22 protein-coding genes and 1 pseudogene are annotated in these 21,616 nt (G+C 39.8%); 11 read left to right on the top strand and 12 right to left on the bottom strand.

All coding sequences use genetic code 11. The features are described 5' to 3' along the window. The first annotated feature begins 275 nt into the window (after positions 1-275). The 3 genes from trmA to ACU0NF_RS07640 all read left to right on the top strand — a co-directional run bounded on the left by trmA (position 276) and on the right by ACU0NF_RS07640 (position 3,307). On the top strand, positions 276-1,358 hold the full coding sequence (gene trmA / locus ACU0NF_RS07650; protein WP_445660693.1) for a tRNA (uridine(54)-C5)-methyltransferase TrmA: 1,083 nt from the start codon (positions 276-278) through the stop codon (positions 1,356-1,358). A 251-nt stretch (positions 1,359-1,609) separates the two neighbouring features. After that, positions 1,610-1,837 (top strand): hypothetical protein, encoded by a 228-nt coding sequence (locus ACU0NF_RS07645; protein ID WP_131266455.1) that lies wholly within the window; start codon positions 1,610-1,612, stop codon positions 1,835-1,837. 225 nt (positions 1,838-2,062) lie between these two features. Continuing rightward, the gene (locus ACU0NF_RS07640; protein WP_445660692.1) at positions 2,063-3,307 is read left to right on the top strand and encodes an outer membrane protein transport protein; all 1,245 of its coding nucleotides are present in this window, start codon (positions 2,063-2,065) and stop codon (positions 3,305-3,307) included. Between the two features lie 181 nt (positions 3,308-3,488). Here the strand turns inward: ACU0NF_RS07640 and ACU0NF_RS07635 are convergent, their stop codons facing one another. Continuing rightward, positions 3,489-4,247 (bottom strand): phosphodiester glycosidase family protein, encoded by a 759-nt coding sequence (locus ACU0NF_RS07635; RefSeq protein ID WP_131384470.1) that lies wholly within the window; start codon positions 4,245-4,247, stop codon positions 3,489-3,491. 163 nt (positions 4,248-4,410) lie between these two features. Between ACU0NF_RS07635 and ACU0NF_RS07630 the strand changes: the two genes are divergently transcribed. Next, a complete protein-coding gene (locus ACU0NF_RS07630) occupies positions 4,411-4,947 on the top strand; it encodes a lecithin retinol acyltransferase family protein (protein WP_131384472.1) in 537 nt (178 codons plus the stop codon). A 194-nt stretch (positions 4,948-5,141) separates the two neighbouring features. Here the strand turns inward: ACU0NF_RS07630 and ACU0NF_RS07625 are convergent, their stop codons facing one another. Then, positions 5,142-5,588 (bottom strand): SRPBCC domain-containing protein, encoded by a 447-nt coding sequence (locus ACU0NF_RS07625; protein ID WP_131384474.1) that lies wholly within the window; start codon positions 5,586-5,588, stop codon positions 5,142-5,144. A gap of 281 nt (positions 5,589-5,869) precedes the next feature. After that, positions 5,870-7,597, bottom strand: a complete 1,728-nt coding sequence (locus ACU0NF_RS07620) for a glutamine--tRNA ligase/YqeY domain fusion protein (protein ID WP_445660691.1) — start codon at positions 7,595-7,597, stop codon at positions 5,870-5,872. A 166-nt stretch (positions 7,598-7,763) separates the two neighbouring features. On the opposite strand from ACU0NF_RS07620, the gene ACU0NF_RS07615 reads away from it, so the two are divergent. The 3 genes from ACU0NF_RS07615 to ACU0NF_RS07605 all read left to right on the top strand — a co-directional run bounded on the left by ACU0NF_RS07615 (position 7,764) and on the right by ACU0NF_RS07605 (position 9,736). Next, positions 7,764-8,273 (top strand): peptidylprolyl isomerase, encoded by a 510-nt coding sequence (locus ACU0NF_RS07615; RefSeq protein ID WP_445660690.1) that lies wholly within the window; start codon positions 7,764-7,766, stop codon positions 8,271-8,273. Between the two features lie 127 nt (positions 8,274-8,400). Beyond that, a complete protein-coding gene (locus ACU0NF_RS07610) occupies positions 8,401-9,120 on the top strand; it encodes a UDP-2,3-diacylglucosamine diphosphatase (RefSeq protein ID WP_445660689.1) in 720 nt (239 codons plus the stop codon). A gap of 196 nt (positions 9,121-9,316) precedes the next feature. After that, the gene (locus ACU0NF_RS07605) at positions 9,317-9,736 is read left to right on the top strand and encodes a hypothetical protein (RefSeq protein WP_131386663.1); all 420 of its coding nucleotides are present in this window, start codon (positions 9,317-9,319) and stop codon (positions 9,734-9,736) included. A 73-nt stretch (positions 9,737-9,809) separates the two neighbouring features. Here the strand turns inward: ACU0NF_RS07605 and hpaI are convergent, their stop codons facing one another. Next, on the bottom strand, positions 9,810-10,601 hold the full coding sequence (gene hpaI / locus ACU0NF_RS07600; protein ID WP_370984290.1) for a 4-hydroxy-2-oxoheptanedioate aldolase: 792 nt from the start codon (positions 10,599-10,601) through the stop codon (positions 9,810-9,812). A gap of 345 nt (positions 10,602-10,946) precedes the next feature. Here hpaI and nfsB point away from each other — a divergent pair, with 345 nt between their 5' ends. Then, complete coding sequence (nfsB, locus tag ACU0NF_RS07595; protein WP_445660688.1) at positions 10,947-11,600, top strand: oxygen-insensitive NAD(P)H nitroreductase; 654 nt, start codon at positions 10,947-10,949, stop codon at positions 11,598-11,600. A gap of 311 nt (positions 11,601-11,911) precedes the next feature. On the opposite strand, the gene ACU0NF_RS07590 is transcribed toward nfsB, so the two are convergent. From ACU0NF_RS07590 to ACU0NF_RS07575, 4 genes are all read right to left on the bottom strand, one after another. Continuing rightward, positions 11,912-12,775, bottom strand: a complete 864-nt coding sequence (locus ACU0NF_RS07590) for an EamA family transporter (protein WP_445660687.1) — start codon at positions 12,773-12,775, stop codon at positions 11,912-11,914. Positions 12,776-12,872: 97 nt separating this feature from the next. Then, positions 12,873-13,910 (bottom strand): class II fructose-bisphosphate aldolase, encoded by a 1,038-nt coding sequence (gene fba / locus ACU0NF_RS07585; RefSeq protein WP_131266467.1) that lies wholly within the window; start codon positions 13,908-13,910, stop codon positions 12,873-12,875. Positions 13,911-14,032: 122 nt separating this feature from the next. Then, positions 14,033-14,305 (bottom strand): hypothetical protein, encoded by a 273-nt coding sequence (locus tag ACU0NF_RS07580; RefSeq protein WP_171539394.1) that lies wholly within the window; start codon positions 14,303-14,305, stop codon positions 14,033-14,035. Between the two features lie 165 nt (positions 14,306-14,470). Further along, complete coding sequence (locus ACU0NF_RS07575; RefSeq protein ID WP_445660686.1) at positions 14,471-15,658, bottom strand: phosphoglycerate kinase; 1,188 nt, start codon at positions 15,656-15,658, stop codon at positions 14,471-14,473. 140 nt (positions 15,659-15,798) lie between these two features. Here ACU0NF_RS07575 and ACU0NF_RS07570 point away from each other — a divergent pair, with 140 nt between their 5' ends. The 3 genes from ACU0NF_RS07570 to ACU0NF_RS07560 are packed head-to-tail and all read left to right on the top strand — an operon-like array spanning position 15,799 to position 17,960. Beyond that, on the top strand, positions 15,799-16,182 hold the full coding sequence (locus tag ACU0NF_RS07570) for a DUF2237 family protein (RefSeq protein ID WP_067724598.1): 384 nt from the start codon (positions 15,799-15,801) through the stop codon (positions 16,180-16,182). Continuing rightward, on the top strand, positions 16,182-16,775 hold the full coding sequence (locus tag ACU0NF_RS07565; protein WP_370984286.1) for a Maf family protein: 594 nt from the start codon (positions 16,182-16,184) through the stop codon (positions 16,773-16,775). Before ACU0NF_RS07570 ends, ACU0NF_RS07565 begins: the two co-directional genes overlap by 1 nt. 15 nt (positions 16,776-16,790) lie before the next feature. After that, on the top strand, positions 16,791-17,960 hold the full coding sequence (locus ACU0NF_RS07560; protein WP_445660685.1) for a ribosomal protein uL16 3-hydroxylase: 1,170 nt from the start codon (positions 16,791-16,793) through the stop codon (positions 17,958-17,960). Between the two features lie 116 nt (positions 17,961-18,076). Here the strand turns inward: ACU0NF_RS07560 and ACU0NF_RS07555 are convergent, their stop codons facing one another. The 4 genes and pseudogenes from ACU0NF_RS07555 to ACU0NF_RS07540 form a co-directional block, all read right to left on the bottom strand. Continuing rightward, on the bottom strand, positions 18,077-18,538 hold the full coding sequence (locus ACU0NF_RS07555) for a hypothetical protein (protein WP_445660684.1): 462 nt from the start codon (positions 18,536-18,538) through the stop codon (positions 18,077-18,079). Positions 18,539-18,648: 110 nt separating this feature from the next. After that, positions 18,649-20,529, bottom strand: a complete 1,881-nt coding sequence (locus ACU0NF_RS07550; protein WP_445660683.1) for an ATP-binding protein — start codon at positions 20,527-20,529, stop codon at positions 18,649-18,651. Further along, the gene (locus ACU0NF_RS07545; RefSeq protein ID WP_445660682.1) at positions 20,526-21,209 is read right to left on the bottom strand and encodes a response regulator; all 684 of its coding nucleotides are present in this window, start codon (positions 21,207-21,209) and stop codon (positions 20,526-20,528) included. The genes ACU0NF_RS07550 and ACU0NF_RS07545 overlap by 4 nt, the downstream gene beginning before the upstream one ends. Before the next feature lie 325 nt (positions 21,210-21,534). Further along, a pseudogene (locus ACU0NF_RS07540) lies at positions 21,535-21,616 on the bottom strand (IS5/IS1182 family transposase); the annotation flags it as partial.

Here is a 21,616-nt window from a genome sequence, read left to right as displayed (position 1 = left end):
CTATAACTGGATGTTTTTCCTCTTTACCAAGTCAAACACTCCCTGGTCAGGTTGGCTTGGTTTCTTTTTTATATCTAGATCTAGTCACCCCAATTCCACTCATCGTATTTATTTATGATGCAATCTAAAAATAGCCATAAATAAGTGATCTAAAGATCGAGCCAAAATCTCGCTTGAAACGATATTTCTGCTGCTAAATGGGCAATAAGTTTAGTTATCTGATTCAAACTTTGTTACCATCCCTGTTTTCAATGTGTTTGTGATTTTTACTGCATATGACTTCAGCTTATCAGTTACAACTTGATGCCAAGATTGCACGTATTTCTGCTCAATTTGCCGAGTTTAATCCCCCTTCTTTAGACGTATTTCAGTCGCCTGAACAAAACTTCCGTATGCGCGCAGAATTCCGGATTTGGCATACTGACGATGATATGTTCTATGCCATGTTTGAACGCAGCGAAGATAACCAAAAACAGGTCATTCGCATTGACGAATTTCCAATTGCAGATGCCAGCATTAATCAACTGATGCCGATTTTGCTACAAGAACTCAAAAGTAATCCGGTATTATCTAAACGCCTGTTTGAAGTCCACTTTCTGGCGACTTTAAAAGGCGAAATGCTGGTATCAATGATTTACCGTTGTCCGCTGGATGCCGAATGGGAAACATTAGCTAAACAATTGGCTGAAAAACTGAATATCAAACTGATTGGTCGTAGCCGCGGTCAAAAAGTGGTCTTAAGCGATGAATTTGTGGTTGAAGAACTGCAAGTATTCGATCGTACTTATCAATACAAACAAATCGAAAGCAGCTTTACCCAGCCCAATGCGCAAGTCTGCCAGAAGATGCTGGAATGGGCATGTCATGCTGCTGAACAGTCCGATAAAGACTTACTGGAATTGTACTGTGGTAATGGTAACTTCACCCTGCCGCTTTCAACCAAGTTTAATCGCGTACTGGCTACTGAACTGGCCAAGTCATCTGTTTATGCTGCGCAGTGGAATATTGAACAGAACCGGATTGACAATATTCAGGTAGCTCGCCTTTCGGCTGAAGATTTCACCCAAGCCTACAATGGCGAACGTGAATTCCGCCGTCTACAGGAAGCCGAGATTGATATCTCCAGCTATGATTTTGATACTGTATTTGTTGATCCACCGCGCGCGGGTATTGATGATGAAACTTTAAAACTGATTCAACGCTTTGAACGAATCATTTATATTTCATGTAATCCAGACACTTTACAGGACAACTTAAAGACCTTATCAACCACGCATAAAGTGACCAAATTTGCGATGTTTGACCAGTTCCCCTATACCCACCATGTAGAATCAGGTGTGTTACTGGAAAAGATTTAAACAATTTATTTCATTGTTAAGTTTGTATCTGTTGTTATTTAAATGAAGCTCAGTTGAGCTTCATTTTTATTTGTTTTAAAATCAATAAGATATAAAAAATTATGAATAGTAAATCTCATAATATCGTTAAACTTACCAACTGTCATCGGAAAATTTAAAGTTCAAACGCTGCTTTTATCACTGATACAGGCTTGTAATATTTAGTGGATTGGATATATTTCGAACTATGTTAAGTTGTGTATGAAGGCTCTATGAGTTTTTGGCAAAAGCTGTTTTCTGCTAATCATCAGCAAAACGAACACAAGAATCAAATCTCTTGTGTCGAAAATGATTACTCTTGTAAATCGAATGAACAACTGATTCAGGCTTTAGCAAAAGCAACAGATGAAGATGTGATCATTGGAATTAAAAAGGTTCTAGCTTCACGAGGTTATAGCCGTAAAGAGTTAAACGAATTACAGCACCTACCCCTCCAATAGTAGAGTCCGACCAAAAGGCATTTAGTTCACTAAATGCCTTTTTTATTTGCCTGTCCAAAATGTTGATGTTTAGTTTTTAATACTTCGAAACACACTTTTCTCAATTCATCCGGAAATCTCTGTTCCCCTCTATTCAAAAGTGCTTTACTGATCTTTGTCATATTTTAATAAATAAAAAAAGCATGACTTCAGAATAAAAAATGAGTCGAATAAAAAGGAAAATATATGCAGCGGTATTATCCTAAACTGGCCATATTATGCAGCCTGATTTCAAGTCATGGCATGGCCGCAGCGATGGATCAATCAGGACAATCCGTGTTGCCTTTCTTGGAAGCCGGGCATTATTTCGAAGCCTCGATTAGCGCGGCTGATCCCGAAGTGTCAGGACACACTTTAGGCACACGACCAGACCTGGTCAGTTCAGAAAGTGATGACTATTCAACTGACAATATTCGCCAGAATTTCCAATACTACAGTGCAGCTCTTAAACTTCAATTAAAACCAGAACTCTCTTTCGGTATCCTTTACGATCAACCATTTGGCTCAGACCTGCAATATCCGCTCAAAGACAATGGCAGCTTTTCTGATCCGGCGCTCAGCAAACAAGGTACACAGATTAATGTGGATACCCAGAATCTCAGTCTGGTTTTAGGCTATCAGCCCTTCAAAAACTTTAATCTTTATGCCGGACCTGCCTTTCAAAACATTAAAGGTGATGTTTCACTTCGCGGATTGGTTTATGCAGACTTGAATGGCTATAACGCTACTTTCAAGGAAGATGCTGCCATTGGCTGGCTGGCGGGTTTCGCTTACCAGTTGCCTGATATTGCACTAAAGGCCGCGTTGACCTATCACTCCAAAATTGAGCACAACATTAATGTCTCTGAAAATATATTGGGTGCACCGCTGCTTCTGCTTGATGAAACTGAAACTAACATTTCCACACCACAGTCGGTTAACCTAGATTTTCAAACCAGTCTTACGGTCAGTACTTTGCTTTACTCCAATATCCGCTGGGTCAACTGGAAAGATTTTGTGATTCGTCCCACCCAATTCGGTGCCTTATCAGAACGGACAACAACGACAATGAGTGGCGGAACGTATACGGGTGGATTCAACCTGGATGATTATCAAAAAGATCAGTGGAGTGCATCTGTCGGTGTGGCAAAAAAATGGACTCAACAATGGTCTAGTGCTTTTGATCTCAGCTGGGATTCCGGTACAGGTGATCCGGCATCCATCTTTAATCCAACCAAAGGCTATTGGGGAATGGGGTTAGCAATCCAGTACAGTCCCGAACCCGATTATTTTATTTCAGGGGGAGCTAAATACTTTTGGTTGGGAGATGTCACGGCGCAGGATGGAACTTATAATCTGCCACTTCCAGGTGTTTCAGAAGCTTCAAAAGTGGGAGAATTCGATGATAATCACGCGATAGGCTATGGTTTGAAAATTGGATATCATTTTTAACTTATGAATGATTTTATTCAGTTAAAAGTACAAAATTCTTCCACTCCTCACTCTAAGTAAAAATTTACCCATTAAAAGTCATACTTAAAATTATTTCAGATAAATATCCAAATAAATAAATCATGCTGAAAACATTTAAAATAATAATGTAGCTGGATACATCATTTTAAGACTTGAAATTTTAGTCTTTTTGACAGTTTTGCTCATCAACATACGCAACCATTGGACCAAGCTTAAAAAATGAATCTGCACGTTTTAATTGCGGAATATAGGCGCTTGAAATTGAGCCATCCAGATACAGCGCATTCGATACTTTCAATTCCTGTTGGAAAAATTGTGCAAATTGATAAAAACTTAGCGCAGTATTGCTCATCACAAAATAGAGGGTTTGATCTTTAATCCCCACGCCATTACGAATTTTAAATGAGTCTGAATGTTCCAAAAAGTTTGAATTAATTTTTCCATTAATCACCAGCATTGGCCCAGATTGCGTCGCATAATCCGGATTAAACTTTATCATAGCGTAGTCATCTGTGGTGCTAATCAGGCTTTTATGTTGATTCCAGGCCAGCACACCATTCGGCTGAATATGAAAATTACCAAAACCCTGTTTGATGGTGTTTAATTTCTGCTTTTGTCGGGATGCCTCTATATATAAACCGACTGCAGAATAATCTGAATGATACATCCCGGCATTCATCGCAAATAGCAACTTTTCACAAGACTTTAACTGCTTCTGAATGGCATCAAATTTATGCAGCGGTTGATTGGTTTTGGTATTATTTAAAAATAAACGTAAGTTTTGAGGCCGTTCTATCTTGACCACATCGATATCAAAAGCACCTCTTTTCCAATGCTCCGAGTAAACTTCTGCATAGCTGATTGAAACCAGATTTAAAGCAAAAATTACTGCAGATTTTAATAAAAATTGATTCTTCATTTTTATCTTCCTCAAACGACTTAGGCCTAAGCTGAAAATTTTATTCCATGCTGTAGTCTTTATAAAATAGCCATTAAGCCCAGTGAAATAGTCGATTCTTTCGCAAAGAAGCAGTAAACTACGTCAACAAAATACACTTGTAATTTTATTGATTAAACTTGGGATGCAACAGCAGAAAATCCGATTTCCTTTAGGAACACATCTTATTGTTAAACACTTAGGCTATTCCCATCATGGCATTTATGCAGGGCGTGGCCGGGTCATTCATTATTCGGGTTTTGCTCATCTATTCAAAAAACGCCCGATTGAGATCACATCAATAGAAAAGTTCAGTTTCGGCAAAACTATTATTGTTCAAAAATACAGTAACCCCAAGTTTACTGGGCGTAAAGTCATACGGCGGATGCGTTCCCGAATGAATGAAAACAACTACCATCTGATTATTAATAACTGTGAACATTTATGTACTTGGGCCATTACCGGTGTTGAAAGCAGCCCACAAGTTATTCGCATGATGAACCGCCTGACCACGATTGGCTATGTCAGCTCAATCATGAGTTATATGAACAGCATGTTGCTGACAATCACCACCACCTGTTTTGCTTTGGTGTTGTATATCAAGAAAAAATTACGGGATAAAGCAAAAAAACGTCTGCCACCCTCTTTATTATTAAAAGAACCTGAACAGAAAAATCCTTAATTCTGAGTTCTGCCGTTTCACAATTTAAAGATAAAAGCCCCATTTAAATAGGGTATAAAAAAGTTTCTGCGCAACCGCTTGCTCACCCGCTGTTAAGCAAAATTTTATTTCCAAATGAAATAGGCACACTTCAATTTTTGATGTTGGTTATTTTATTGGATGAATAGAGCCTACAACGTTTTTAGAAAAACGATCTAAACAAAAGGCGGAAATTTATCATCGACTAAATTTAATAGCGCGCCATACTCCAAATAAGCCTTACAACCATCCAAAACTGTGGTGAAACCTGCGGTATGATCAATAATAAAAGCAATTAAGGCCGATCCTTCCAAGGGAATATCGTAATTTCGGATGCGAAGGTAGGTTTCTTGTTCGGTTATTTTCTCAAAAATAAAATCTACCGTCGTCTTGGGTTCTCCCCAGATGATCTGTATCAATTCATTGTTAATCATCTGTTCCACTAGAACTGATGTAGTGACATCATATTTTTCCCAATACCAGTCTACGCTTTTGTTTTCAATTAACTGTCCGGTCGATGAAGTAAACCAAAACTTGCTGGTGATTTCAGGATCAATAAAGGCATTAAATACTTCTGCAACCGGTTTTCGAATTAACATCTGGGTTTCTATAACGACGCTCATTTTTATTACCTTCAGCTTTTTCTTATAGTGATAGCATAATTGCTTTCTTGTTGAATATTATTTTTATGCTAATAGATGTAAATCCATAAATATAAATAAAATCACACAATAAAGATGACTTGCTCAAAACTGGCTTAATCCAATAAAAAAGCTCAACCGAAGTTGAGCTTTTTAGAACATTTATTGTGATTACCTTTTACCTGTATCACAGACGAAGTACAGCTTCATCTCTTGCGTTCAGGCAAATGAGCCATATATGGCGCAAGACGAAGTGGTTTTGCTTATCCTTGCTTAGGCTTAAAGCTGTCTTTTAAGTCCAAAATACGGTTAAACACCGGTTTATCGCTGCTGTGATCATACTGATCTGCCACGAAGTAACCTTCACGTTCAAACTGGAAACGATCTTCAGGTTGAGCTTCTGCCAAAGCAGGTTCAATCATCGCTTGAAGCACAGTTAAAGATTCTGGGTTTAAGTGTGCCAAGAAATCGTCATCTGCATCAGGAGCCGCTTCATTAAACAGACGATCATAAACACGGACTTCAGCCGGTACACCTTTGGTTGCAGATACCCAATGCACCACACCTTTCACCTTACGGCCTTCAGGATTTTTACCTAAAGTTTCAGGGTCAATTGAACATTTCAGTTCAACCACTTCACCATTGGCATCTTTAATCACTTCGTCGCATTTAATCACATAGGCATGACGTAAACGTACTTCACCTTGGGGAATTAAACGTTTAAAGCCTTTAGGCGGCACTTCTTCAAAGTCTTTACGATCGATATAAATTTCTTTAGATAAAGGAATAATACGATCACCCATATCTACGTTCGGATGACGTGCATGGGGTAAATCCATATCTTCAGGCAAATTGGTCAAGGTCACTTTCAGTGGATTTAACACTGCCATACCACGCGCAGCGGTATTTTCCAGAGACTGACGGATACAGTATTCAAGCATTGCAACATCAACAATACTGCCATCAACTTTAGAGACACCCACACGCTTACAGAAATCGCGCAAACCTTCAGGTGTAAAACCACGACGGCGCATACCGACTACGGTTGGCATACGCGGGTCATCCCAACCATTGACATGATTACCTTCAACCAACTTACGCAATTTACGTTTCGAGGTAATGGTGTAATCCACGTTTAAACGGCTTGATTCGTACTGATGCGGAACAGATGGTGATTTAACTTTCTCAACCACCCAGTCGTAGAACGGACGGTGATCCTGGAATTCCAAAGTACACAATGAGTGTGTAATACCTTCAATCGCATCTGACAATGGATGCGCATAATCGTACATTGGGTACATTTTCCATTTATCACCGGTTTGGTGATGTTCAGAATGGAGTACACGGTACAAAATAGGATCACGCATATGCACGTTTGGAGACGCCATATCAATTTTGGCACGAAGCACAGCTTGTCCTTCACCCAAACCGCCATTATTCATCTTTTCAAAGTTCGCCAGGTTGTCTTCAATAGATGCTTCACGGTAAGGAGAGTTTTTACCCGGCTCTTTGAAATTACCACGGTTTAACTTAATTTCTTCCGGCGTTTGCAAATCGACATAAGCATCGCCTTGTTGAATCAATTGAATTGCCCAAGCATGCAATTGATCAAAATAGCTTGATGCATAGCGAGGTTCGCCATTCCAGTTAAAACCTAACCATTTTACGTCGTTGGCAATACCATCTACATATTCTTGTTCTTCTGCATCTGGATTGGTATCGTCAAAACGCAGGTTACATACGCCATCAAATTCTTGGGCAATTCCAAAATTCAGACAAATGGCTTTTACGTGACCAATATGTAAATAACCATTGGGTTCTGGCGGGAAACGTGTCACCACTTGTTGTGTACGGCCTGCTGCTAGATCGTCAGTAATCACTTGGCGTACAAAGTCTAAGCCAGGCTGTTGTTCTTGCTGCGCAGCATCGACAGATTGATTTTGAGTTGTCGGGTTATTTGGCAGGGATGAAACAACATCATTCGGCTTCATAGTTGATAAATCACTTCTATAAGATAAAATAGGATAATTAAAACGCTTTTCTCAGTTTTTAACAAAGAAAATAACGTTTTTGCTTGCCTTGTAGTTTACAGTTTGCTTATGCTTCTCTCAACCAAAAACCCATGGCTTTTTTTGTCCATGATTAGGAGATTATAGAATGAGTTTTCCTCAAGTCGAATTAAACACCAATAAAGGACGTATTGTTCTTGAATTAAACTCTGAAAAAGCACCTAAGACTGTTGCTAACTTTTTAGAATATGTACGTGACGGTTTTTATGATGGCGTGATTTTTCACCGTGTAATTGAAAACTTCATGATCCAGGGCGGCGGCATGGATGAAAACTTCAAAGAAAAAGCAACTCGCGATTCTATTGAAAATGAAGCTGACAACGGTTTAAGCAATGACGAAGGTACGATCGCGATGGCGCGTACACAAGCACCTCACTCTGCTTCTGCTCAGTTCTTCATTAACGTAAAAAACAACTCTTTCCTTAACCATACTGGTAAAACAGCACAAGGTTGGGGTTATGCAGTATTTGGTAAAGTCGTTGAAGGCATGGACGTTGTTGACGCAATTAAAGGCGTTCGTACAGGCAACCGTGGTTACCACGCTGACGTTCCTCTTGAGAACGTTGTGATTGAATCTGCTAAAATTATTTCTGAGTAAGAATCCCTCCTAACCTCCCTTTAAGAAAGGGAGGAATTCCCACCTTTTAATGGGAGAAAGTCCCTCTTTATCAAAGATGGGTGAGGAGCAATGCTCCGCAAGGGAGATTTAAAAATAAGGAAAATAAGTGACCTATCTGTTTATCGCTGATTTACATTTGTCACCTGAACACCCTCGACTCGTTCGGGGGTTTTTGGATTTATTAGAACACTATAAAAATAAAGCTACCCAGCTGTATATTCTGGGTGACTGGTTTAACGCATGGATTGGTGATGACTACTCTGCTACATGGTTAGATGAAATTGTTAGTGCTCTACAAGAGTTTACTCAAGCTGGCAATCATGTTTATTTTCAAGTGGGCAACCGTGACTTTGCACTGGGTCAACGCTTTTTAACGCAGTTTAATGGTTCTATATTACCTGAGGTAGATACCTTAAAGATTGGCAACCTGCAGATCCGTCTTGAACATGGCGACCTGCTTTGCACCGATGATGTGTCCTACCAGAAATTCCGTAAAATTATTCGCAATCCCCTGCTTTTAGGCTTTCTTAAAAGCATGCCTTTAAGCTTCCGCCAAAAACTGGCGAATGGTTTCCGTAAAAAAAGCGCCGAAACCAAGCAAGTGAAGTCGTATAAGATTATGGATGTGAATCAACAGGCAGTTGAACAATCCCTGCAATCTATGGATTTACTGATTCATGGACATACCCACCGCCCGAATATCCATAATGAAAATGGAAAATCACGAATTGTATTAGGCGACTGGCGTGAGCATGAAGCGCAAATTTTAGAAATTGATCCGGAACAGGTTGATCAAACCTTAGAATTGAAGACCTGGACATATTAATTTTAATTGCTTAAGTTAATTTTAATGGCTCAAGCGATTTTGATCGAATCAAACCGAAATTCTGTACGGCGTATCAATCCTTACAATCGTTGTTTATTTATACTGAATATCATCAACTGATCCAATCGTTTCTTGATTTGTAAAACAATTCAAACATAATCAGCATATATCATTTTATTTAACTTTAGAGATCTCCATGTCTGATTTTAGCAATATCGCAGTGACCCATCATGATGACGACAAAGTTTCACTTTTAGTCGATGGAAAGCCTATTTCCGAGCGCTACGCTGTGCAATTCGAAAGCAATATTGTCGATGAACTAAAAGCACTAGAAGATGGTAAGGCACTGAAATTATTCGATCAGTTTATCTTTTCTCATAGCGACTTGAATTTTGAACATGCGTATAGCTACGTAACTTGCATGGTTAAAGCGGATTCTAATTATAAAGTGGTGTGTAACTTCGTTTATAAGATTACTGCTGCCGGTCAAGCACCTATGGAAAATGTGATTACCAAGCAAGGCCAACCTATGACCAGCGAAGATATCCGTGAATTCATTGACAAGCATGTTGCAATGTCATTGAATGAATATACCGATTTAAAATACGCTTATTAATAAAAAAAGCCCCTTCTCAATAAAAAGTAAGGGGCTTTTGTCAGTTTAAGCAATGGCTCCACACTGTTTAAAACTAATACCCGCCCTCAGATTTCATCACTTCACCCCCTTTATATTTGGCTAGAAGTTCACGAAGCGAATTCATCAAGACACTGGTATCGACACCCACTGCCACAAACTCTGTACCCAGTTCCAAATATTGCTGAGTGGCTTGATGCTGTGTGGATAAAATCCCGGCTGCCTTACCCGCTGCACGAATACGTTGAATCGCATCCACCACAGCTTTTTGCACTTCCGGATGATTGGGATTGCCTTGATAACCCATGGTTGCGGACAAATCAACCGCACCAATAAACACCCCATCAATGCCATTAACTTTTAAAATATCATCCAGGTTTTCTAGGCCTTTGACCGATTCAATCTGAATCAACAGACAAATATTTTCATGGGCGGTTTGGTAGTAATCCGGAATACTGTTCCAGCGGGTTGCACGTGCCAGAGCCGCACCTACGCCACGGATGCCTTCTGGTGGATAACGCACGGCTTTGACCATGAGTTCTGCTTGTTCTACTGTTTCCACCATCGGAATCAATAAGGTTTGTGCGCCAATATCTAGCAGTTGTTTAATTAGCTGCACACTGCCAATGGGCGGACGCACCACGGCTTGCGAGGGATATGCTGCGATACTTTGCAGTTGCGAAAGCGTAGTTCTTAAATCACTGGGCGCATGTTCACCATCAATCAGTAACCAGTCGTATCCGGCATTGGCTGCAATTTCTGTAGCGTAGGCATCTGCCAAACCGACCCATAGCCCAATTTGCTGTTGGGTTTTTAGTTTTCTTTTAAAGTGATTGCTAAAGTCCATACGCCTGCTCTCGGAATGGTCATACATTTTAATTAATATTGATTAAACGCCATTTTTCTAAAAGTACCAATATCGAAAAGGTATTTCTTGATCTGCTAAAACTCTTAATTTATTGCAAGATGCCCATTCCTCATTTTATAAAATTATTGACGACATTTGAAATGCAGGCGAAACAGGAGACAAATACTGCTTTATATAAAGTGTAATAAATTGAGTGAAGAATGGTATTCACAATCAATACTTTTTATCATGCCAAAGTCTAAAGCAGGATCGATTTGTTATAAACTATTTGGATAGCGCTTCAGCTAAAATGACAAACATAATTTATAAGTGGAGTAATCATTCATGGATCTTTTAAACGTCTCGAAAACCCGTTATACCACCAAAGCCTATGATCCTATTCGAAAAATACCCAAGGAACAGGTGGCACGTTTATTAGAAATCTTACGTTTGACTCCATCTTCCATCAACATTCAACCTTGGCATTTTTTTATTGCTGACCATCAAGCGGCTAAAGAACGGATTGCCAAAGCCTTGGTTGGGAAATATGCTTATAACGCGCCTAAAGTGCTAGATTCTTCCCATACTATTTTGTTCTGTACCAAAGCAGACATTAGCGAACAGCATTTAGATAACTTGCTTACTCAAGATGACATCAGTGGTCGTTTTAAAGATGAAAAAGCCAAACAGGGCCAAAAAGACAGCCGCTCTGGTTATGTCGATTATTACCGAAATGAAAAAGGTGATATCCAGCGCTGGGCGGAAAATCAAACCTTTATTGCTTTGGGCCAAATTTTGCTCGCTGCCGGTATTGAAGGCATTGATGCAACGCCAATTGGTGGATTTGATGAACAAATTATCAATGATGAATTGCAGTTAACCGAAAAAGGCTTGGTTCCTTCGGTCCTGCTGACACTCGGTTATCGCAGTGAAAATGATTTCAATGCCCAACTGCCAAAATCACGCCTAGACAAAGAACAGATTTTCACTCAGCTTTAATTAACGATTCATTACAATAAAAGGGGCCACTGTGCCCTTTTATTGTCATTTGAGGTCTTATTCTTGCAACAATATTGAGGTATATTTGCGCAAAAAATAAAAGGTGGTTCACATCATGATTCCTGCTATAACTAAAATGCCAATGAAATTTGAATGCACACACTGCAATAAAATTTATATGCATCAATATTCCATAAATGCGATTTCCTTTTACCCGACCTGTCCAGACTGCAAGCAGGCTGGCTTGCTGCTCGGTACAGCCGACAGTATAGACATCGTGAAGTACCCAAAGACTTTTGCAAAAACACTTTTCAAGCAGATATCGCATAAGCTAGGCAAATCACACTAACCAAACCTAATATCAAACCGGCAGCGGTAGCGGGTTTTAATTTTTCCTTAAAGATGATTAAGCCACTTAATGCACCAAATAGCACCACCAGAATATTCATACCTGCAAACACAATTGCAGGTGTGTCTTTCAATAAAATATGCGCTTTGACATACAGTGCGATATTGGCAAAATTCAGCACCCCCAAGCCCAGTCCAGCCAGAATATTGTTTTTGTTCCCCACGGTTTTCGTTGTAATCACAATATAAGCCAATGACAATATAAAGGCACAAATAAACATTAAATTCAGCGCAACAGCAAACTGTACACCTAATCCGGTGGTGTACTTGAGCAGCACATCAATCATGGCATAGCCAAACCATACCAATGCAAGATATAACATCGCCTGCTTTGAAGAGGACTGCCCTGTTTCGGCTTTTTGATGTGAAAATAAAATACTGATGACTGCCGCAATACCTAAAGCAATCCCGATGATTTTCAGGCTATTAAACTGTTCCTGAAAAATGAAAAATGCCGACAATAGCGATAAAACCACAGATAAACGCTGGGCAATTTCGGTTTTAATAATGCCGGCATATTGCAATGATTTGGCTAAGCATAAAAAGATACTCGGCAGCAAAACACCTAAGGCAACAATTAACCACCACGGCGTATTTGGTATGGAAATATGCTGCAAATCCGGCTTAAACCATAGAAAGCACAGCACACTGGCAGAAGCATAGTTCCAGACAATCATTTGCAATGCATCAAAACCTTTGGCTTTAGCCAGCTTTAAAAGAATTGAAATGACCACACTACAGCATGCCGCAGCAAATATAAGTTCCATCTTTTGTCTTATTTTCCTGATTTATAATGATTTAGGGTGAGATACAAAAAAAGCCCACAACAGATGTGGGCTTTTGATTATAGATAATCTTTAACGATTATTTATAACGATTCACCATTTTCTCTAAAGAAATTGGACGAATCTGATCTGCATGACCGGCAGTACCAAATGCTGTGTAACGATCTACACAGATTTGTTTCATTGCATCTACAGTTGCAGAGAAGAATTTACGTGGATCGAATTCGCTTGGTTTTTCCGCCATCATACGACGCATTGCACCAGTAGATGCCAAACGCAAGTCAGTGTCGATATTGATTTTACGAACACCGTGTTTGATTGCTTCAACCAGTTGCTCAACAGGTACACCATACGTTTCTTTGATGTCGCCGCCGAATTCATTGATCACAGCCAACCATTCTTGTGGCACAGAGCTTGAACCGTGCATAACAAGATGGGTATTTGGCAATGCCGCATGAATTTCTTTAATACGGTCAATCGCTAAAATATCACCTGTGGGTGGACGTGTGAATTTGTACGCACCGTGTGAAGTACCCACTGCAATTGCCAAAGCATCTACATTTGTATCTGCTACAAATTGAGTCGCTTCTTCAACTGAAGTTAAAAGCTGAGAATGGTCAAGAACGCCTTCAGCGCCTACGCCATCTTCTTCACCCGCCATACCGGTTTCAAGGCTACCCAGGCAACCAATTTCACCTTCAACTGAAACACCGCAAGCGTGCGCCATTTGAACTGTACGACGAGTTACATCAACATTGTATTCGTAACTTGTAGGCGTTTTACCGTCCGCACCCAATGAACCATCCATCATTACTGATGAAAAGCCCAACTGGATCGAGCGTTGGCATACATCAGGGTCAGTACCATGATCTTGATGCATAACCACTGGAATATGTGGCCACTCTTCAATTGCTGCCAAAATTAAATGACGTAAGAACGGAGCGCCTGCATATTTACGAGCACCCGCAGATGCCTGAACAATAACAGGTGAATTCGTTTCGTCTGCGGCTAACATAATTGCGCGCATTTGTTCTAAGTTGTTTACGTTAAACGCTGGTACGCCGTAGTTGTGTTCGCCGGCGTGATCCAAGAGCTGGCGCAATGAGATAAGTGCCATAATGTCCTCCCAGTTGATGCCCCATATTCTACATGCTGATTGCTTTCAATTCAGTAATAAAAAACACTATTTCAAAAAAAATCCCTGCTTATGCAGGGACTTTTAAATAAAACACGAAAAACTTAAGGTGCAGTGGCTTCAGAAGCCGACTCGGAAGCTGCCGCTGTGGCTTCATCTGCATTTGCATTCGCTATTTCTGCCGGTACATCTGTATTTTTTTCATCCAGAATTGGTTGATCAATTGAATCTATTGCTGCTTGTTGCTCAGGGCTAATTTTTTCTTCAACTGTTGCTGTTGTCGCTGCGTCATTTTTCGGAGCTTCATCTTTCTTGGCACAAGCAGTTAAAGCTAAAGGTGCAATAAGAAGTGCTGCAAGGGTTAATTTCAAGTTCATCAGATTGTCCTGGCACAGGAGATTGAATGAAGCTCATCTTATTGCAGTTATATTTCATTTTAATGACTGGAATATGTATTCCAAAATGACAAAAGGCTGACCGTAGCCAACCTTTTGTTGTATTTAATGTATGCGTAATCTTATTTAAAGATTCTGATCTAAAGATTAAGCACGTTCAAGCAATACAGCAACTGCAGGAAGTGTTTTGCCTTCTACAAATTCAAGGAAAGCACCACCACCCGTAGAGATATAACCAATTTTGTCAGCCACTTCATACTTGTCGATTGCAGCTAAAGTATCACCGCCACCCGCGATAGAGAAACCAGCTGATTCAGCGATTGCAATCGATAATGCTTTAGTGCCTTCACCGAACTGATCGACTTCAAATACACCCACTGGACCATTCCAAAGGATGGTTTTTGAAGTTTTGATAATTTCAGCAAATGCTTTAGCCGTTTCTGGACCAACGTCTAAAATCATGTCGTTGTCGTTTACATCAGCAACGTTTTTGACCACTGCTTTTGCTTTAGCCAATGAACCCAAGAAATCAGCAAAGTCGATTTCAGAAGCATCTGCAACCACAACGTCAGTTGGTAATGGCACCGAAACTTTTGCAGCAATGGCTTTGGCTGTGTCGATCAAATCATTTTCACACAATGATTTACCCACATTGTAGCCAGCAGCAGCCAGGAACGTATTGGCAATACCACCACCCACAATAATTTGGTCACAAATACCAGAAAGCGAAGTTAACACGTCAAGTTTAGTTGAAACTTTAGAACCGGCAACAATAGCAACCATTGGGGTTTCAGGGGTTTTAAGCGCACGACCTAAAGCATCCAGTTCAGCTGCAAGTAACGGCCCTGCTGCTGCAACTGCGGCAAAACGAGCTACACCTTCAGTTGATGCTTCTGCACGGTGCGCCGTACCAAAGGCATCCATCACAAAGACATCGCAAAGTGCTGCATATTTTTGTGCAAGTTCAGGCTTGTTTTTCTTTTCACCCGGATTGAAACGCACGTTTTCAAGCAATACCACCTGACCAGCGGCAACTTCAACGCCATCTAAATAGTCAGTCAATAATTTAACGTCTTGACCCAAAGCTTGAGTCAAATAAGCAGCAACAGGAGCTAAAGACTGTTCTGGTTTAGGTTCACCTTCAACGGGACGACCTAGGTGAGAACAAACCATTACCGCAGCGCCTTTTTCTACCGCTGCTTTAATTGTAGGAAGCGCCGCGCGTAAACGTGCATCGCTTGTAATTTCACCATTTTTTACAGGTACGTTTAAATCTTCACGGATTAGAACACGTTTACCTGTTAAATCGAGGTCAGTCATACGCTGAAAATTCATGTATAGCTCTCTTTATAGATATAAAAACCGCCCGATTTTAAATGATTATGCAGAAAAAGGTTAGCTTCTTTTGCATAAAAGCTGTCGAAAGGCAAAGTTTTGATTATCATAGTCAAAAGCCACTCCATGATTTAGAGCTTATGTCTATTCACCCAGATCCAAATATCAATCGTTTAAATGTTTTAGGCGAACCCATGGCTAGCTGTTGCTATGCTCCTATTACCGGATATTTTCGTAACGGCTTTTGTCATACTGCTACAACAGATCTAGGTCAGCATACAATGTGTGCACAGATGACCGCTGAGTTTCTTAATTTTTCGCAAAAAGTAGGTAATGACTTGATCACACCGTTACCAGAAGTTGATTTCCCGGGTTTAGAGCCGGGTGATTTTTGGTGCATTTGTGTGACCCGTTGGGTTGAAGCGTATCAAGCCGGTATCGCCCCTCCCATTAAAATTCAAGCTTGCCATCAAGCTGTGCTCTCCTACGTTCCGCTTGATGTGCTTATGGAATATGCAGTGTAATGAGTACTCCCCAAATTATTTTGGCTTCAAGCAGCCAAACCCGCAAAGACTTAATGAACCGCCTTCGCATCGATTATCAAAGCATCGTGCCTGATATTGATGAGTCTCCCCGTGGTGAAAACCATGCCGATGATTTAGCCAAAAGACTGGCTTTTGAAAAAGCCAAAGCCATTTCGGAACAGTATCCAGACGCGATTGTGATTGGATCAGACCAGGTGGCCTGGCGTGAAGGCGCACCGGATATTTTTATTGGCAAACCGCTGACTGTTGAGAAAGCCATTAAACAGTTACAAGCCAATTCCGATAAAATTGTCTATTTCAGTACCGCATTAAGTGTGCAACAGCAGTCAACCGGCTTTGAACGCACGCTGGTTGAACACTATAAGGTCAAATTCCGTAAACTCGGTCTTGCTGAAATTGAGCGTTATATTGAAGTTGAACAACCTTTAATGTGTGCCGGCAGTTTCAAATGCGAAAGCCTGGGCATTAGCCTGTTTGATCAAATGATTGGACAAGACCAAACTACGCTCATGGGCATGCCGATGATTCAGCTTTGCCATATCCTGCGTCAATTGAATATTTTAGTTCCTTAATTTTAGGCTGTATTTATGTCTCAACCTTTAGATGTCCTAGGCGGAATTACCGCTGAACAATTTCTTGCTGAATATTGGCAAAAAAAACCATTACTGGTCCGTAATGCGCTGCCTGAAATTGCAAACCTGTTAGAACCTAGCGACGTGATGGAACTCGCACTGGATGAAAATATCAGTGCGCGTTTAATCAAACAAAAAGACAGAGATCCAAACCAGTGGTCGGTGAAATCATCCCCTTTGGCGAAAGCGGATTTCCAGAAGATGCCAAAACTCTGGACACTGCTGGTTCAAGCGGTGGATCATTACTCTTTTGATCTGGCTGAACTTTGGAAAAAATTTCCGTTTATTCCACAGTGGCGTCGTGATGACATCATGGTGTCATATGCCCCAAAAGGCGGTTCAGTTGGCAAGCATTTCGATTTTTACGATGTATTCTTGGTTCAAGGTCATGGGCAGCGCCGTTGGCAGTTAGGCCAAATGTGTGACGCCGAAAGCGAATTTATTGCAGGCCAACCCTTAAAATTACTGCCAGAGATAAAAGTTCATTTTGATGAAGTTCTAGCACCGGGTGACTTGCTTTATGTACCACCAGGCTTGTCTCATTACGGCGTAGCGGAAGATGACTGTCTGACTTACTCGTTTGGTTTCCGTATGCCAAATGTGGCTGAAATGATGGATCGCGTAAGTGATAAATTCGCTGATGATCAATTGCTTAAAAATCCACTGACTGACATTATTCGCGACAAAATCAGCCCGATTGGTCAAATCAGTCAAGCTGAACTTGAGTATTTAAAGGCAGAACTTCTAGCACAATTGCAAAATCCAACCGTGCTTGAAGATGCGCTCATGAGCCTGATGTCAGAACCGAAATATCCGGAAAACATTCCAGAGGCTGAAGCACTGGGTATAGGTGATTTAGAAGAAGCTTTGGATCAAGGTTATTCACTGATTCTTGAGCCAGCATCACGCCTGCTTTATACCGAAGATGAAGATGAGTTGCTGTTCTGGGCCAATGGCGAAGGGATCTGTATTTCAGATGCATTTGCACCGATTTTAAAACAGCTGGCTGATGGCAAGCCTGTATTACTCGATGAAAATCTTTATGATCCGGATATGCTGGAAGATATCGTGAACTTGTTAAATGAATCGATTCTGATGTTGTTACCTGCTGCAGATGAAGAATAAATAAAGCAAAAAGGGGGAAATCATCATTTCCCCTTTTTTTAATATCAACTTGATACATGCATATAAAATTCCAAATTTAATGATAAATAATAATTTCTAATATTCCCTACTTTTATTTAAGTTTCAGAAAAATCAAAAGCAAAATAACTGACAAATTTTAACTTTTTACCCATTCGATAATATGAAGTTGCCAGATAAATATGCGGATCTATCTGTACCATTTCATCATGATAACGTCTGACCCAATTGGGATTAGCAGATAAATCATGATTAATAATCAAAACCTGTTGGTCACTAAATAATGATTTTCCGACACGGGCATTAAATTGATATCTTTGCGTTTCGAGTTTACCTATCCCTATTCGGTTAAATCCTGTTAATTCTCCTGTAGAAGCAAGATTAAATACCTTACCTCGCCAAAGATTTAAACGCTGAAACCAAGCGGGTTTAATTACCATCCCTTTTGCACTGCCATTTAAAGATGCAATCTTGGGACAGCGACCTGTTTTAAATAGTTGATTCAACGCTTGTAGATTTAAGGTTTTTAAATCATCGAGTTCCTGGATATTAAAATTCATAATTTCGTTCTTAACTGATTTATGTTATTTATTTTTAAAAATTTAAAATCATTTAATAGTAGCTTATGGCCTATTTAAGGATACCTAGCGACAAGAAGACTCTTGTTCAATCATTTAAGCTGAACAATCGCCTGGATTATCGTACAGCCCTGTTCAGAAGATAAGTTAAGTTCCGCCCCTATGCGTTCTAAGCGCATTTTCATGCTGCGCATCCCAATACTTAATCCCTGTTGTGCCACGCAATCCGTATTAAAACCCACACCGTCATCTTGTATGGTTAAAATTAACTGATTTTCCGAAAGATAAGTCATCGACACTTTCACATTTTTTGCCTGACTGTGTTTAATCACATTGGTCAAGCTTTCCTCTAACATGCGAATCAAGGTCAAACACTGTAGCGCTGTGGGTACGGCCTGCCATTCTCGCGGAAAAGCCCATTTAGAATGAATATCTAATTCATCCATCAGCTGGCTAAAACGGTGTCTGACCGGTGCCACCCACATAACAGGACTGACGGGAATTTTATTATCTGCAGATGAACCGCTATCTATAATTTGCCTTAAATCATCCCTTAATAATTTGAGCATCGATAGAAATTGCTGATTCGGAATATCATGTGCACTTTGATCCACTAAAATCATGGAACGCACCAGTGATGCACCTAAACCATCATGTAAATCGTGGGATAGATGTATTCTTTCCTGCAAGCGGACATTTTCAAGCTCTAACTGATGTTTTTCATTCAAGCTTGAGCTTAAGTCTTCACCCGCTTGTTTAACTTTAACTTCTAATGCTGCATTAAATGTTTCTACTTTTTTTACATTTCTTGCCAATCTCGTGCCCAATATGACCACCACAAAAAAGGTAATAACCGGTCCGGTATAAGGAGATAATGGCCGTGCATCAGATATGGATTCCGACAATAACAATAAAATATCGAGTACAGCAAAGCTGAAAATTCCGCTTAGGCAAATCGCTAAAAAAATATAATCTGATCGTCGAGATTTAATGGCCCGATAGCTAATATATAAATAGGTAAGGAAAAACAATCCCACATAGATTAAAAATATCAGTGGAAAGACCCAATAAATAGAGTGTTGAGGCGTAAAGAAAATACCCGTGATGACAAGTCCAGTCACAAAATAAATCGAAGCCTCAATTTTGGCTAAATGGGTTTCAATAAATCGAAGTAAATATATACAGAAACTCAGGATATACAGGACAAAGAAAGCCAAATTTGCTTGGGTTGCCATTAAACTGGTTGGATATGGAAATGTTTCTGTTGCCAGTACATTGGAAATAAATAGCACCCACAACAATAAACTTAATGCGAACCATCCAAAGGCAGTTTCTTTGCGTCTTAATGACCAGATCACAAGACAAATGATGCCAAAAGTGATCGATAAAATGAGGTTTATTTGAAATAAAGTTCTACGGTTCCAAATTTTGCTTTGATGGATTTCATAATTGCTTTGCACATTATTAAAGAAGATATTACCAAGCCCAGGAGATTGAAAAGCAAAACCATTCACATAAATCAAAATTTCATTTTGGTCAGATCTTAATCCCGATACGGGTAAAATCCAGTAACGTGGCATATTCCAACTTTTAGACAAAGGTTCCTGTAAATTTTGATCTCGCCAAAGTAAATCTCCATTTAAAAAAACTGCACCCGCTGAATTAATATAATCAATTGAAAAAGCAATCGGCTCTGCTAACCTGGCATTATTTTCACATGACCAGTTCCATTCAATCTTATACCAGACTCCACCATTATAATTTTTCCAGTAATTGGTCCATTTATCTGGCAATTGTACCGGTTGCCAGCCTTGCTTGGGTAAAACAGTCTGTGAAGGTGTTTTCACCGCAGAAACAGAATTGATATATACAGAACATTGTTCATTAATACTTTGATTTATTTCTGCATAAGCCATGCGGCTGAATAAACCCAACAAAAATATGCAAAATAAATACAGTATGGAGTGCTTCATAAAATCCCTAAGGATCGTGCTGCACTGACCGCTTTAGTTCTTTTCGTCACCGCCAATTTTCGGTAAATATGTTTAATATGACTTTCAACCGTATATTTAGAGACAAATAATTGTTCTGCTATTTCTTTATTGCTCATCCCTTGGGCGACCAAGTCTAAAATTTCTGTTTCACGATTGGTCAAAAGTGCCGCTTCAGATTCTAATGATTTATCCTCATTTGAGTCCGTAATCACGGAAGATGAGATTTGCTTTAAAATTTCTTGTGCGATAAAAGGGTCAATGGGTGCGCCACCGCGCAGAATGCTGCGGATGGATAACCGCACTTCCGCATCATCACGTTCTTTCAAGACATAACCTGTCGCACCCGCTTTAATCGCTGAGAATAAACTTGCTTGCGTACTCCATGCGGAAATCACCAGAATTAAGACACTGCTATCGAGATTACGCAGCTTTTCTATCAGTTCTATCCCGTTTCCATCCGGAAGTCCAAGATCGACCAATGCCAGGGAAATAGGTTGTTGTTCTATTTGCAGGAAAGCTTGTTTTAGATTCTTGGCAAAAATAAGCACATCATTGTCATAGCCCAATTCGGTCAATATATTTTTTAATCGCTCACAAATGAGATCTTCATCTTCAACAATCAAGACTGGTACAGGTAAAATCGTTTCTATTCCCGACACACACTACCCCTTTTTTTTATTGGCCCAATTTAAGGGAAAAACCATTAAAAAATATCCCTAAAACCAAGTAATTTGATGACTCTTATACTAATAATTAAAATTCTCGTTAAATATTTTAAGACTTATTCTCTTAATTTAACACGATAAAATAAAAATGTTCATGATTCAATGCATGATTAATACTTGATCAATAAATTAAATCATTTTTATAAAATTCAGTTTGTATGATTGCCAAAGCTAAAGAAAAATCGATTGATTGAGATAAAAAGAAACAGCTGATCTCGCTGTTTCTTTTTTGCAGTTTTGATTAGGGTCTGTTGACATTTCAAGTATAGAATTTACCCGATAAAGGTAGCCAAATAAATACACAAGCTAATGCAACTGCACCCTCATAGCTACACTTTAGC

This window comes from Acinetobacter sp. F16, from assembly GCF_052712855.1.
The sequence above is the reverse complement of the archived record's forward strand: the minus strand, read 5'-3'. Positions and strand labels throughout refer to the sequence as shown.

What these genes read in the sequence shown, in the direction of transcription:
- ACU0NF_RS07605 (WP_131386663.1), top strand. Translation starts at nt 9,317, where the DNA reads ATGTCTGATTTTAGCAATATCGCAGTGACCCATCATGATGACGACAAA.
- nfsB (WP_445660688.1), top strand. Translation starts at nt 10,947, where the DNA reads ATGGATCTTTTAAACGTCTCGAAAACCCGTTATACCACCAAAGCCTAT.
- ACU0NF_RS07635 (WP_131384470.1), bottom strand. Translation starts at nt 4,247, where the DNA reads ATGAAGAATCAATTTTTATTAAAATCTGCAGTAATTTTTGCTTTAAAT.
- ACU0NF_RS07555 (WP_445660684.1), bottom strand. Translation starts at nt 18,538, where the DNA reads ATGAATTTTAATATCCAGGAACTCGATGATTTAAAAACCTTAAATCTA.
- ACU0NF_RS07640 (WP_445660692.1), top strand. Translation starts at nt 2,063, where the DNA reads ATGCAGCGGTATTATCCTAAACTGGCCATATTATGCAGCCTGATTTCA.
- ACU0NF_RS07580 (WP_171539394.1), bottom strand. Translation starts at nt 14,305, where the DNA reads ATGAACTTGAAATTAACCCTTGCAGCACTTCTTATTGCACCTTTAGCT.
- hpaI (WP_370984290.1), bottom strand. Translation starts at nt 10,601, where the DNA reads ATGGACTTTAGCAATCACTTTAAAAGAAAACTAAAAACCCAACAGCAA.
- ACU0NF_RS07615 (WP_445660690.1), top strand. Translation starts at nt 7,764, where the DNA reads ATGAGTTTTCCTCAAGTCGAATTAAACACCAATAAAGGACGTATTGTT.
- ACU0NF_RS07570 (WP_067724598.1), top strand. Translation starts at nt 15,799, where the DNA reads ATGTCTATTCACCCAGATCCAAATATCAATCGTTTAAATGTTTTAGGC.
- ACU0NF_RS07645 (WP_131266455.1), top strand. Translation starts at nt 1,610, where the DNA reads ATGAGTTTTTGGCAAAAGCTGTTTTCTGCTAATCATCAGCAAAACGAA.
- ACU0NF_RS07630 (WP_131384472.1), top strand. Translation starts at nt 4,411, where the DNA reads ATGCAACAGCAGAAAATCCGATTTCCTTTAGGAACACATCTTATTGTT.
- ACU0NF_RS07620 (WP_445660691.1), bottom strand. Translation starts at nt 7,597, where the DNA reads ATGAAGCCGAATGATGTTGTTTCATCCCTGCCAAATAACCCGACAACT.
- ACU0NF_RS07590 (WP_445660687.1), bottom strand. Translation starts at nt 12,775, where the DNA reads ATGGAACTTATATTTGCTGCGGCATGCTGTAGTGTGGTCATTTCAATT.
- fba (WP_131266467.1), bottom strand. Translation starts at nt 13,910, where the DNA reads ATGGCACTTATCTCATTGCGCCAGCTCTTGGATCACGCCGGCGAACAC.
- ACU0NF_RS07575 (WP_445660686.1), bottom strand. Translation starts at nt 15,658, where the DNA reads ATGAATTTTCAGCGTATGACTGACCTCGATTTAACAGGTAAACGTGTT.
- ACU0NF_RS07565 (WP_370984286.1), top strand. Translation starts at nt 16,182, where the DNA reads ATGAGTACTCCCCAAATTATTTTGGCTTCAAGCAGCCAAACCCGCAAA.
- trmA (WP_445660693.1), top strand. Translation starts at nt 276, where the DNA reads ATGACTTCAGCTTATCAGTTACAACTTGATGCCAAGATTGCACGTATT.
- ACU0NF_RS07560 (WP_445660685.1), top strand. Translation starts at nt 16,791, where the DNA reads ATGTCTCAACCTTTAGATGTCCTAGGCGGAATTACCGCTGAACAATTT.
- ACU0NF_RS07550 (WP_445660683.1), bottom strand. Translation starts at nt 20,529, where the DNA reads ATGAAGCACTCCATACTGTATTTATTTTGCATATTTTTGTTGGGTTTA.
- ACU0NF_RS07625 (WP_131384474.1), bottom strand. Translation starts at nt 5,588, where the DNA reads ATGAGCGTCGTTATAGAAACCCAGATGTTAATTCGAAAACCGGTTGCA.